Genomic DNA, 12,557 nt, shown 5'->3' on the forward strand with positions numbered 1-12,557 from the left:
GTTTCAGTCCGGGGGAGCCTATGTCTTATACCGCCGATATCAGTCGTTCCACGCCGACCTGTTTTCTGTTCGTGATCGATCAGTCGGGGTCAATGGACGAGATTCTGGATTCTGGCGAATCCAAGGCTGAATTCGTCGCCAATGTTTTAAACAAGACGCTTTATCAGTTAGTGATCCGCAGCACCCGCGCCGATGGTGTGCGGAATTACTTTGATGTCGGCGTGATTGCGTATGGCGGTGCGGGTGTCGGCTCGGGCTTTCGCGGTGCGTTGAACAGCGGCATTATCCATCCGCTGTCGGAGATCGAAGCCAACGTGCTGCGGGTTGACGAAAAGCACAAGAAGGTCAGCGACGGTGCCGGTGGTCTGGTCGAGGTGTCGGTCAAGTTCCCGGTCTGGTTCGAGGCGGTTAACGAGGGTGGAACCCCGATGTGCGAGGCGATGCACAAGGTCGCCGAAGTGTTGGTCGAATGGTGCGATGCCCATCCCGGCAGTTATCCGCCGACCATCATCCACGTCACCGATGGCCAATCGACCGATGGTGACCCGTCGCGGATCGCCGATGGATTGAAGCAGATCGCCACCCAGGACGGCACCTGCCTGCTGTTCAATCTGCATATCGACCGCACCAGTGGTTCGGCGGTTCTGTTCCCGGCCACCGAGCGCGGCTTGCCCGATTCTTATTCGAAGATGCTGTACCGGATGTCGAGTGTCTTTCCGCCCCATCTAGTTGCGGCGGCGAAGGCCAAAGGTCATGAGGTCGAGGAGGATTCCCGCTTCTTCGGCTACAAGGCCAATATCGAGGAAATCGTCGACTTCTTCGAAATCGGCACTCAGGCGGCCAATCTGCGGTAGGGCGAGAGGAGGGCAGGCCATGCGCCCGCTGTTCGAAGCCCAAGTGTCCAAGTTGGAGGCGGCACCTCACGAGATCGAGGATGCCGCCTGCTCATGGCCGCAGCGCGGGCTGTACGCGGTCAGCGACGGTGCCAGCGAATCCTATCACTCGGCATCGTGGGCGCGCGTGCTGGTCCGGCGTTTCATTGCTCATCCGTCGCTGGGGGCTGAGTGGCTGGCCGAGGCGATTACCGAGTACAACACCGGCTTCGACCGTGAAACGATGTCGTGGAGCGCTCAGGCGGCATTCGACCGTGGTTCGTTTGCGACTTTGCTGGGGTTGTCAGTGTCACGGCCCGAGGAGCGGGTCCGGCTGCTTGCCGTTGGCGATTCGCTGGCGGTGCTGGTCTCGGGAGGGCATCTGGTCGCCTCGTTCCCCTATGACCGGCCCGAGCAGTTCGAGGCTCGTCCCATGCTTCTCTCGACTGTTTCCGAGCGCAACGAGGCGCTGCTGCGCCCCGCCAGTCTCCAGGCGATGACCGCCGAATGGGGGCTGAAGGGTATCGTCAATCCCCGCGTCCTGTTGATGACCGACGCATTGGGGGCTTGGCTTCTGGCCGAGGCGGATGAGAGGGTCGAACACTTATTGACGTTGCCGTCGGCAGCCGCCTTCTCGCGGTTGGTGGTCGAGGAACGCGCCGCCGGGCGAATGCGTCGCGACGATTGCACCCTCGTGGTCCTGGGGTAGTGGCCGATGGCCTACCCGTCGCCGGATCAGTACAACGACGCGGTTCAGGCTCCGCACCTCGCTTTTGCCGACCCGGTGCTGCAAGCGGGCAAACTCGTTCTGAACGACATGGGGTTGCCTCAGGCCTATGGCGGTGGCTTTGCCGTCACCTACGCCGTCGCCCATGGGCGACGAAAATATGCGGTTCGCTGTTTCCACAAAGAAGCTCGCGACCTTCAGGACCGCTACGCCCGGATCGGTGAGGCTCTGTCCGGCGGCAAGGGCGGTGAGCACTTCGTTGGATTCGACTATCAGCCGACCGGAGTCCGGGTGCTGGGGAAGCCGTATCCCCTGGTCAAGATGGACTGGGTTAATGGCACGCCGCTTGGTATCTGGCTGGAGCGCAACCACCGTCGTAAATCGGCGTTGACCCCCTTGATTGCCCGATTGCGCGTTTTGGAAAAGCATTTGCGCATGCAGGGCGTCGCTCATGGCGACCTCCAGAACGGCAATATTCTGGTTCAGGATGGGACCCTGAAGCTTATCGATTACGACGGCATGTTCGCCCCCGGTCTGGTCATGGGCGACGGCAACGAAGTCGGGCACCGTCACTTCCAGCACCCCACCCGCAAGGGCGAGCATTTCGGTCCCGAGATGGACCGCTTTTCCTTCATCGTTCTTGATCTCAGCCTGCGTGCCCTGATCAAGGAACCCGGTCTGTTCCGCCGTCATGCCAACGGTGAGAATATCCTGTTTTCCGCCGCCGATTTTCTCGATCCTGCCTCGTCGCGGGTGTTCTCCGATCTGCGTGCGATTCGCTCGCTGGCGAAGGATGTCGAGAAATTTGCGGCTCTGTGCACCGGGCCGTTGGCCGACATGCCGACGCTGGAGGATTTCGTCGGCATCGTTCCGCCACCCCCCCCCAAGCCCCGGCCGGTGGTGTCGAACAAAAGTCCCAACCAGATGTTGCTGGAAGAATTGCAGCGGATGCCGGGCGAGGCGTTACCTCCCGAGTTGTTGCTGGACGATGGCGAGCCGCAGGGGCCGATCTTCCAGCCGCCAGGAACGGTTGCCGGAGCCGCGCCGCAATGGTTGGTCGTCGCGGGTGTCGCGGCTCAGTTGCTGTGGTTGGGGGCGCGCAAGGGAGGGCAGGCGGCAATCGAGGTCGCCGCTCGCCAGATCGAGACCCTGGCCCAGGATCACCTTCCCGATACGTCGCCGACACCGGCCGCGTTAGCCGGAAAGGCGCTGTCGTCACTGAAGCAGGTGGCAGGGCGTTGGTTCGGTTCGAATCGGCCTTAAAACAGATCGACTTCACGGTGTCCGAAGTCTTCGCCAATCCTCCAGGTGCTATTTCCCATATTACTTTGTCCCGGTGATCTCAACGGATCGCGGTTGCGCTGGCGTGATCGGACTCGGTGTCGGCGGAAAGCGTCAGACTCCCTATCACGATGCCAGTGGGCGGAGGGAGATGATGACGAGTGTGGAGAAAGGGAAAGTGCAGGCGAACAGCTCGTAACCGTGACACGTATATTTTTATATAAGGGATATCACCTACATTATTGATTGTGCCTTGACAGGTGCCAACTGGTTGCATCAACATTTGGTTGTTTTTGTTTAAAATACAACATAAAGAGCATCTTCTATGTATTTTGCTCATAGTCTACGCGAAGAATCGGACAAGACGGGCTGGCAAAAATTATCGGATCACGCCAACGGCACTGCGGAATTAGCCGCATCTTTCGCGAGAGTGTTCAAAGCAGAGCGCGCCGCCAGTGTCGCCGCTATTCTTCACGATCTCGGAAAATATTGTCCTGAATTCCAGGAACGTCTTAATGGCGCCGACATAAAAGTCGATCATTCTATCGCAGGTGCTGCCGAGATTCGTGCTTTGGGTGCGACTGGAGCCTCGGCCTGGGACAAGATCATGGCGGAACTGGTGTCCTATGCCATCGCCGGTCATCATGCCGGATTGCCCGACTGGCAAGACTTCTCCGACCGCCTGAAGCATATCCGCCCCGCGCTTGACTCGGTTTGGCGCGAAGAGATTTCGGTCGATTCCAGCAATCTTGCTCTGTCGCTGACGCCCCATCCGGCGAAGACGCGGACAGCGTTCCAACTGGGTTTTCTGGGCCGGATGCTGTTTTCTTGTCTGGTTGATGCCGATTACAAGGATACCGAGCGTTTTTACGCTCAGGCGGCAGGGAGCCAGCTTGACCGCGACTGGCCCCGCCTGGGAGACATCACGAGCGATCTGATCGCCCGGTTCGATGCCCATATCGCCACCAAGGCCGGGGATGGTCCGGTCAATCGTCTGCGCCGCGAGGTGCTGACCCATGTGCGGGAGAAGGCGGATACGTCGCCCGGCTTGTTCACCTTGACGGTGCCGACCGGGGGCGGAAAGACGCTGGCTTCGCTGGGGTTCGCGCTCGACCATGCCCGCCGCCATGGGCTGGAGCGGATCATCTATGCGATTCCCTTCACCTCGGTGATCGACCAGACCGCGCAGGTATTCCGCGATGTTCTGGGCGACGACGTTGTTCTGGAACACCACAGCGCCATCGAAACGGAAAAATCCGCGCAATGGGAGCAGCGCGACAAGCTGCGGTTGGCGATGGAGGATTGGGCCGCGCCGATTGTTCTCACCACCAATGTTCAATTGTTTGAAAGTCTATTCGCTAACCGCTCGTCGCGCTGTCGCAAGCTGCACCATCTGGCCAAAAGCGTCATCGTTCTTGACGAGGCTCAGACCCTGCCGCTTTCCCTGCTGATTCCCTGCATCGCCGCAATCGATGAACTGACCCGCAATTACGGTGCCTCGGTGGTGCTGTGCACCGCCACCCAGCCCGCACTCGACAAACGGCATTTTGCCGGTGGAGACGGAACCGGGCTGGAGTTGGAGGGGCGGGAACTGGCCCCGGATCCGGACGGTCTGGCGGCACGGCTGACGCGGGTGACGATCCGTTCCGGCGGCCCAATGAGCGACGACGAATTGGTCGCGGAACTGGAGCGCCACCCCCAGGGGCTGGTGATCGTCAACAGCCGCAAACATGCCCTGGCACTCTATCGCAAGGCGGGCGAGGCGGGACTGGAGGGGCTGGTTCATCTCACCACCCGCCAGTATGCCGCCGACCGGCGTCGGATTCTCGCCGATGTCCGACAGCGGCTAAAGGATGGCGATCCCTGCCGCCTGATCGCAACGTCGCTGGTCGAGGCGGGGGTCGATCTTGACTTCCCCCGCGTGTGGCGAGCCGAGGCCGGGCTGGATCAGATCGCCCAGGCGGCGGGACGCTGTAACCGCGAAGGACGCCGCCCGGTCGAGGATAGCATCGTCACCGTGTTCACCGCCCCCGACAATCCGCCTCCGCGCGAGGTCGCTCAACTGGCCGCCGCCTATGGACGGATGGCCGGGAACCACGACGATCCACTGGCTCCCGCCGCCCTGCGCGACTATTTCGGCGAAGTCTATTGGAGCAAAGGCCCCGATCTCGACCGGCACAAAATCCTTGGCAAGTTCACGGTCGATCGCAGCGGTCTCGCCTTCGATTACAAAACGGTGGCGAGGGATTTCCAGATGATCGATAGCGGCTTGGTGCCGGTGATCGTCGCTCACGAAAAGAAGGCGCGCCACGCCCTCGAGCAACTGGGAATTGACGGGATCAGTCCCGGCCAGATCGCACGTGCGCTTCAGTCCTTCGTCGTCCAGATCCCGCCCAAGGCGCGGGCGCGGTTGCTGGCCAACGATCATGTCCGTTTCGAGCGGGAAAAGATCTTCGGCGATCAGTTTGCCGTCCTTCAGACGGGCAGCCTGTATCGGAAGGAGACCGGCCTGCTGTGGGAGGACGCGGACTATCTCGGGTTGGAGCAGTCGATTTTCTAAAGGCAAAGGGCGGACCTCATGTCTCTGGGCGTCAAATTACGGGTTTCGGGCGCGCATGCCTGCTTTACCAGACCAGAAATGAAGGCGGAGCGGGTCTCTTATGACGTGATGACGCCATCGGCGGCGCGCGGCATTCTGGAGGCAATCCATTGGAAACCGGCCATTCTTTGGGTCGTCGATGCGATCCATGTGCTGAAGCCGATCCGCTTTCACACCCTGCGCCGCAACGAAGTCGGCAGCAAGATCCCGGTCGCCAAGGTCAAGACTGCGATCAACCGGGGCAGTCTGGACGGCTTGCATCTTCGGGTTGAGGACGACCGCCAGCAGCGCGCCACGACCTTGCTGGTCGATGTCGAATATGTGATCGAGGCGCATTTCGAGATGACGTCTCGCGCAGGGGACGAGGACAATCCGGGCAAGCATCTCGACATCTTCAATCGCCGCGCCCGTCGGGGACAGTGCTTTCACCAGCCCTGCCTGGGCACGCGGGAATTTCCGGCGCGGTTCGATTTGATCGAGGCCGATACCGAGGTTCGCTCCCCCATCGACGACAGCCGGGATTTGGGCTTCATGCTGTGGGACATCGACCATGGCGGGGACCGCGCCTCGATGTTCTTTCGCGCCCGGATGGAGCGGGGCGTGGTGCGGGTGCCGCCACCCGGTTCGCTGGAGATCCGCCGATGAGCATCCTGGCCGCGCTGACCAAAGCCTATGACCGTCTCGCCGAGGACCACAAGGTTCCTCCGTTCGGCTATTCCAGCGAAAAAATCGGCTTTCTGATTTCGTTGAATGAGGACGGCACTCCCGCCGGGCTGCCGATCGATTTGCGTCAGGGAACCGGAAAGAAGCTGACGGCGCGGATGCTGTCGGTACCTGCGTCGTTCAAGCGCCCCGGCATTACACCTCGTCCCTTCTTTCTGTGGGACAACACGGCCTACTGCCTTGGAATAACTGCGTCTCCTGACAAGGATGCCTTGTCGAGATTTTCTTCATTTAAGGATTTCCACGCGAAGGTTCTGTCTCAATCGGATGATCCCGGCCTGTTGGCGCTGCTGGGGTTTTTGCGCGATTGGACCCCCGACCGATTCGCCGCGCTGGGCTGGCCGGAGGAGATGAAGGACCAGAACGTCATCTTCACCCTTGAGAGCGACCGCCTGAGCAACCGTTATCTGCATGACCGGGCGGCGGCGCGGGAAGTGTGGGCCGATCTGGCCTCGGCCGAGACACAGACTCAGGCGGTCTGCCTTGTCACCGGCAAGACCGCGCCGATTGCCCGATTGCATCCGGCGATCAAGGGGGTGTGGGGCGGACAATCCTCTGGCGTCTCGATTGTTTCCTATAACAAAGACGCCTTTGAATCCTACGGACACCAGCAGGGCGATAACGCCCCGGTGTCCGAAGCCGCCGCCTTCGCTTATACCGCGGTCCTCAACCGCTTCCTGGAAAGTGACAGCCCGAACCGCCTTCAGATCGGCGATGCTTCGACGGTGTTCTGGGCCGATGCCTCCGATGCCGCGACCGCGCAATTGGCCGAAGACGCGTTTCTCGCGATGTTCGACAGCATCGACGAAGACAAGCAGGCGGGCGAGGTGCGGGCGATCCTCGACAAAATCCGCCAGGGTTTGCCGGTCCATGACTTCGCCCCCCAATTGTGCGAGGGCGTCCGCTTTTACGTTCTGGGGCTGGCCCCCAATGCGGCGCGGGTGTCGATCCGATTCTGGTTCGAGGGCGATTTCGGTCGGCTGGCCGAGAACTACCGACGCTATGTCGAGGACATCCGGATCGCGCCGCCGCCGCGCGATCCCCATCCGCCGCTGTGGCGTTACCTTCAGGAAACCGCCGTGCTGGGCAAGCGCGAGAACGTGCCGCCCAATCTGGCCGGGGACGTTCTCCGCGCCATCCTGACCGGCTCGCTCTATCCGCTGACTCTGCTGTCCAACATCTTGATGCGCCTGCGCTCAGACAAGACCGTCAGCGTGCTGCGCGTGGCCCTGCTTCGGGCCGTTCTGATCCGGAATTACGGTTACACCGACAAGGAGGCTCCCGTGGCGTTCGACCCGGATAATACCAACAAGGGCTATCTGCTGGGGCGGCTGTTTGCCGTTTACGAACAGGTTCAGAGCGCGGCTTTGGGCCGCAACGTCAACGCGACGATCAAGGACAAGTTCTATGGTGCCGCTTCGGCCCAGCCGCGCAAAGTGTTCGCGATTTTGGAAAGCGGTTCCGCCAATCACCTGTCAAAGGTCGGCAAGGCCCGACCCGGAGCTAGGGTGAACTTGGAAAAGGAGATCGGCGCGATCATGGGCTTGATGTCGCCCGGCGACGATCCGTTCCCCGCTTCGCTGTCCGCCGAGCAGCAGGCTCTGTTCGGACTCGGCTATTACCACCAGCGCAATCAATTCTTCGTCGCCAAGGATCACGATTCTTCTGCCCAGAAGGAAACTGCTGTATGAGCGCCCTGTCTCACCGTCACGAATTCGTCGTTCTGTTCGATGTCGCCAACGGCAATCCCAATGGCGACCCCGACGCCGGCAATCTGCCGCGTCTTGACCCCGAGACCAACCACGGTCTGGTGTCCGATGTCTGCCTGAAGCGGAAGATTCGTAATTACGTCGAACTAGCCAAGGGCGACGAGAGCGGCTTTCACATTTACGTCCAGGACGGCTCGATCCTCAACGACAAGCACCGCGAAGCCTATGTCGCCCTGCGTCCCGGCGACGAAAAGGTCGCCAAGGAGGCCAAGCTCAATCCCAAGGACGAGGCCGAGGCCAAGAAACTGCGCGCCTTCATGTGCGACAATTTCTTCGACATCCGCACCTTTGGTGCGGTGATGGGGACCGGGATCAATTGCGGTCAGGTGCGGGGGCCGGTCCAGTTTGCTTTTGCAAGCTCGGTCGAGCCGATCGTGCCGCTTGAAATCTCGATCACCCGGATGGCTGCCACCAACGAGAAAGAAAAAGAAAAGAACGACAAGGAAAAAGCGCAGCAGGACAATGGTGACGGCAACGACCGCACCGACAATCGCACGATGGGCCGCAAGCATATCGTGCCCTATGGCCTGTATCGCGCCCACGGGTTCGTCTCGGCCAAGCTGGCCGAACGCACCGGCTTTTCCGAAGCCGATCTCGATCTGCTGCTAGAGGCGGTCGAGAACATGTTCGAGCATGACCGTTCGGCGGCGCGAGGCGAGATGGCGGTGCGCAAGCTGATCGTTTTCCGTCACGATTGCGCGCTGGGCAAGGCACCGGCGCACAGCCTGTTTGAACGGGTCAAGGTCGGTCGCAACATCGACGGAGAATTCCGCGCGGTGAACGACCCGGCGATCGACAATCGCACCTCGGCGCGCAGCTTTGCCGATTATCTGGTGACGATCGACCGGGACAATCTGCCCGAGGGGGTCGAGATCGTCGAGCGTCTGTAAGCGCGCTTGATGTCCGGGGCAGATGCTCCGATGCGAGGCGACGAGCGGGAGGGCGACCCCATCCCGCTTTCCGCGCTTCAACATGCGGTGTATTGCCTGCGTCAGGCCGCGCTGATCCATCTCGAACGGCTGTGGGAGGAAAACCGCTTCACCGCCGAGGGGCATCAGCTTCATATCGCCGCCGACCGGGGCGACCAGCGTAAAGTGCGGGGCGTTCGCCGGGTGATGTCCCTGCCCCTGGCGGCTCCCCGTCTCGGGATCGCTGGCGTGGCTGATCTGGTCGAATTCCGCCGCGCCGCCGATGGAACCGAAACGCCATTTCCGGTCGAGTACAAACGCGGCAAGGCCAAGCTGCACCGCGCCGACGAAGTGCAATTGTGCGCGCAGGCTCTTTGCCTGGAAGAGATGGTCGGGGTAGCGGTGCCCGACGGGGCGCTCTATTACGCCGAAACCAAACGCCGGGTCGCCGTTCCCTTCGATGCCGAATTACGCGCCCTGACGGTGGCGACCATTGCCGATCTGCGCGAGATGTTTGCCACCCTGCGCACGCCGCCACCGACGTTCCGCGCCGATCGCTGCCGGGCCTGTTCTCTGATCGATCTGTGCCGCCCCAAAGCCGCCATTCGCCCCGCCCGACAATGGCGCGACAGGATGCTGGCTGCCCTGCTGTCCGACGATGAGACCGACGCATGAAAAAGTTGCTCAACACGATCTATGTCACCACCGAGGGGGCGGGAATCCGCAAGGATGGCGAAAATCTGGTTGTCGAGGTCGATGGTGCCGAAAAAGGCCGGGTTCCGCTGCATATGCTGGCCTCCGTGGTGGTGTTTGGAGGTATTTACCTCTCGCCCGCTTTGATGCAGGCCTGTGCCGCGAATGGCATCACCATCGTTCTGCTCGATCGCGGCGGTCGTTTCCAGGCCCGGATCGAGGGGCCGGTGACTGGTAATGTTCTGCTGCGCCGCGCTCAATACAAAGCGTCGGAGCAACCGGAAGAGATCGTCAGAAGTCTGGTGATGGGCAAGGTCGCGAACCAGCGCTCGGTGCTGATGCGGGCGGTGCGCGATTACGGCGGCGAGTATACGCCAGAGCAGAGCACCGCCCTGGCCGACGCCATCCAGCGCATGTCGTACATCTTGCGCAAGGTCGATGCCTCGCCCGGCGACACCGATGAATTGCGCGGTGCGGAAGGCGAGGCCGCCGCTCTCTACTTTGGCGTCTTTACCCATTTGATCCGCTCCCCCGATGCTGATTTCGCGTTTCAGGGTCGTTCCCGTCGGCCGCCGCTCGACCCCACTAATGCGCTGCTGTCATTCCTCTATACGCTGTTGACCCACGATTGCCGCGCCGCCGCCGAAAGCGTCGGACTCGACCCGGCCGTGGGGTTTCTTCACCGCGACCGGCCAGGGCGGCCCAGCCTTGCCCTCGATCTGATGGAGGAACTCCGCCCGGTCATGGCGGATCGTCTGGCGCTCTCCCTGATCAATCGCCGCCAGCTTCGCGCCGGGGACTTCGAACGGCACGATGGCGGGGCCGTTCTTCTTGGCGACGAAGGACGCAAGACGGTTCTGACCGCGTGGCAGGAGCGCAAAAAAGAAGAACGTCAGCATCCGTTCCTGGGAGAAAACGTCCCGCATGGATTGGTGCCGTATCTCCAGGCTCTGCTTCTGGCTCGTCACCTCCGCGGCGATCTCGATGCCTATCCGCCCTGGTTCTGGAAATAAGGAGGACGCCGATGATGGTCTTGGTCACCTACGACGTCAGCACAATCGATCCGGGCGGGAGCCGCAGGCTGCGCAAAGTCGCCAAGGCCTGTCAGGATTATGGACAAAGGGTCCAGAATTCCGTCTTCGAGATCGAGGTCGATCCGGCCCAATGGGTCGGCCTGAAAGCCCGGTTGGAAGCGATTATCGATCCTGCCGTTGACAGTCTGCGGTATTATTTCCTTGGATCGAACTGGCAGCGTCGTGTCGATCATGTCGGGGCAAAACCGACACTCGACCTGAACGGTCCTTTGATCATTTAAGACTGGCCGATTTCGCTGGAATGATCCCGTGCGAACCTCAAGCGTGTCTGGAATTCCCGGTCGGTTCGCACGAGGGCTAACTCTTTGACATCGTGAATACTTGACGGTCCAGCGTCGCGCTGTCGGTGAAAAAACCCGCTTTTGGCTCGCCGGTTCGCGCCAATGCGGCGATTTTCTCAATGAGAGCAATCTGTTATTCCTAGGCTGTCGCCCCCCACGCGGGGGCGTGGATCGAAACAAAATCTCCGGGCGTAGGATGTTGTGGGGCATTCGTCGCCCCCCACGCGGGGGCGTGGATCGAAACGGTCGGCAGGATGGTCTTGGCCAGAGTGGTGGCGGGTCGCCCCCCACGCGGGGGCGTGGATCGAAACTCCGGTCACAGAGGAAAGGGCGGTCAAGAACTGCGGTCGCCCCCCACGCGGGGGCGTGGATCGAAACCGTAAGAAACCAATTCGCCGTCAACCCAACACAGCGGTCGCCCCCCACGCGGGGGCGTGGATCGAAACTCGCTTCGGCCATGTTTTACGCTCCGGCTAACTGGTCGCCCCCCACGCGGGGGCGTGGATCGAAACTATTTTTTGGAAGATGAACGGAACAGTGTCCGCCCGTCGCCCCCCACGCGGGGGCGTGGATCGAAACATGGGCAGGCTCTTCAGAATGTCGCGACCGATGCGAGTCGCCCCCCACGCGGGGGCGTGGATCGAAACGAACCGCCACGGTCTGATTGTCGATGCCACCCTGGTCGCCCCCCACGCGGGGGCGTGGATCGAAACCGACGTATCAGACGGCCAGCGTCAAGGCGCAGGGTCGCCCCCCCACGCGGGGGCGTGGATCGAAACGCGAAAGACGTGAGCCTGTGCTTTCGAGGCCGACAGTCGCCCCCCACGCGGGGGCGTGGATCGAAACCAGGAAGTAGCCCAACTCGCGAATGAAGAAATCTGTCGCCCCCACGCGGGGGCGTGGATCGAAACCAGTTGCGCTTGACAAAACCATCCGGGGCGGCTGCGTCGCCTCCCACGTCGGGGTCTGGGGCAAAAGCCCCAGATCCTTTTGGGGGCGAGCCTTATTCGTCCTCGGCGATCGGTTCGAACTCACCATTGCTGTCGAGTTCAATCGGCACGCCGGGTTGAACCTTGGCGCTGCGGATCGCCAGGGCGCTTTTTACGTGGCTGATATTGGGTGCGGCGGTCAGGCGGGTGGTTAGGAAGCGCTGGTAATCGTCCCAATCGTGGGCGACGATCTTCAGTAGAAAATCCATCTCGCCCGCCAGCATGTGGCACTCGCGTACCTCAGGCCAGGTGTTGGCAAGATCCTCGAATGCCTTGAGGTCGCTTTCAGCCTGACTGCTGAGTCCGACATGGGCGAAGATGGTGACATTATACCCCAGGGCCGCCGGATCAATGTCGGCGTGGTAACCCCGTACATATCCCGCCTCTTCCAAAGCCCGGACCCGCCTCAGGCAGGGCGGGGCCGATATTCCTGATCGTCGCGCCAGTTCGACGTTGGTCATCCGGCCGTCGGCTTGCAGATCGGCGAGAATTCGACGATCAATGCGGTCGAGCTTGACCCGCTGCATAAAGAAACTCCAAAACCAAGGGTGCGCGAAATTATATTACAAAAGCTCACCCCAGCAAGCGCGAGTTTCTTCCTGCCCGTTTTTTTTGCAAAAA

General features: G+C 61.3%; 11 protein-coding genes and 1 CRISPR repeat array. Of the genes, 10 read left to right on the forward strand and 1 reads right to left on the reverse strand.

Annotated features, from left to right (window positions below; genetic code table 11):
• Nucleotides 1–20: 20 nt before the first annotated feature.
• From PHAMO_RS01425 to cas2, 10 genes are all read left to right on the forward strand, one after another.
• Complete coding sequence (locus PHAMO_RS01425) at nt 21–854, forward strand: vWA domain-containing protein (RefSeq protein WP_002725650.1); 834 nt, start codon at nt 21–23, stop codon at nt 852–854.
• 19 nt (nt 855–873) lie between these two features.
• Nucleotides 874–1,581: a hypothetical protein gene (locus tag PHAMO_RS01430; RefSeq protein ID WP_002725652.1), complete on the forward strand. Its 708-nt coding sequence runs from the start codon at nt 874–876 to the stop codon at nt 1,579–1,581.
• Nucleotides 1,582–1,587: 6 nt separating this feature from the next.
• A complete protein-coding gene (locus PHAMO_RS01435) occupies nt 1,588–2,862 on the forward strand; it encodes a serine/threonine-protein kinase (protein WP_002725654.1) in 1,275 nt (424 codons plus the stop codon).
• 343 nt (nt 2,863–3,205) lie between these two features.
• Nucleotides 3,206–5,440, forward strand: coding sequence for a CRISPR-associated helicase/endonuclease Cas3 (locus tag PHAMO_RS01440; protein ID WP_002725655.1), 2,235 nt, complete (start codon nt 3,206–3,208; stop codon nt 5,438–5,440).
• An 18-nt stretch (nt 5,441–5,458) separates the two neighbouring features.
• Nucleotides 5,459–6,124 (forward strand): type I-C CRISPR-associated protein Cas5c, encoded by a 666-nt coding sequence (cas5c, locus tag PHAMO_RS01445; RefSeq protein WP_002725658.1) that lies wholly within the window; start codon nt 5,459–5,461, stop codon nt 6,122–6,124.
• Nucleotides 6,121–7,893, forward strand: a complete 1,773-nt coding sequence (gene cas8c, locus PHAMO_RS01450) for a type I-C CRISPR-associated protein Cas8c/Csd1 (RefSeq protein ID WP_002725660.1) — start codon at nt 6,121–6,123, stop codon at nt 7,891–7,893. Before cas5c ends, cas8c begins: the two co-directional genes overlap by 4 nt.
• Nucleotides 7,890–8,861, forward strand: coding sequence for a type I-C CRISPR-associated protein Cas7/Csd2 (cas7c, locus tag PHAMO_RS01455; protein ID WP_002725662.1), 972 nt, complete (start codon nt 7,890–7,892; stop codon nt 8,859–8,861). The genes cas8c and cas7c overlap by 4 nt, the downstream gene beginning before the upstream one ends.
• Before the next feature lie 9 nt (nt 8,862–8,870).
• On the forward strand, nt 8,871–9,554 hold the full coding sequence (gene cas4, locus PHAMO_RS01460) for a CRISPR-associated protein Cas4 (RefSeq protein ID WP_002725664.1): 684 nt from the start codon (nt 8,871–8,873) through the stop codon (nt 9,552–9,554).
• Nucleotides 9,551–10,585 (forward strand): type I-C CRISPR-associated endonuclease Cas1c, encoded by a 1,035-nt coding sequence (gene cas1c, locus PHAMO_RS01465; RefSeq protein WP_002725666.1) that lies wholly within the window; start codon nt 9,551–9,553, stop codon nt 10,583–10,585. Before cas4 ends, cas1c begins: the two co-directional genes overlap by 4 nt.
• Nucleotides 10,586–10,596: 11 nt before the next feature.
• A complete protein-coding gene (cas2, locus tag PHAMO_RS01470) occupies nt 10,597–10,887 on the forward strand; it encodes a CRISPR-associated endonuclease Cas2 (protein ID WP_002725668.1) in 291 nt (96 codons plus the stop codon).
• 206 nt (nt 10,888–11,093) lie between these two features.
• Nucleotides 11,094–11,858: a CRISPR direct-repeat array (repeat unit 32 nt; unit sequence GTCGCCCCCCACGCGGGGGCGTGGATCGAAAC).
• 92 nt (nt 11,859–11,950) lie between these two features.
• Here cas2 and PHAMO_RS01475 read toward each other — a convergent pair.
• Entirely contained in the window at nt 11,951–12,463 is a 513-nt protein-coding gene (locus PHAMO_RS01475; RefSeq protein WP_002725675.1) for an Lrp/AsnC family transcriptional regulator, read from the reverse strand.
• Nucleotides 12,464–12,557: the final 94 nt, after the last annotated feature.

Source organism: Magnetospirillum molischianum DSM 120 (genome assembly GCF_000294655.1).
GTDB classification, from domain to species: domain Bacteria; phylum Pseudomonadota; class Alphaproteobacteria; order Rhodospirillales; family Magnetospirillaceae; genus Phaeospirillum; species Phaeospirillum molischianum.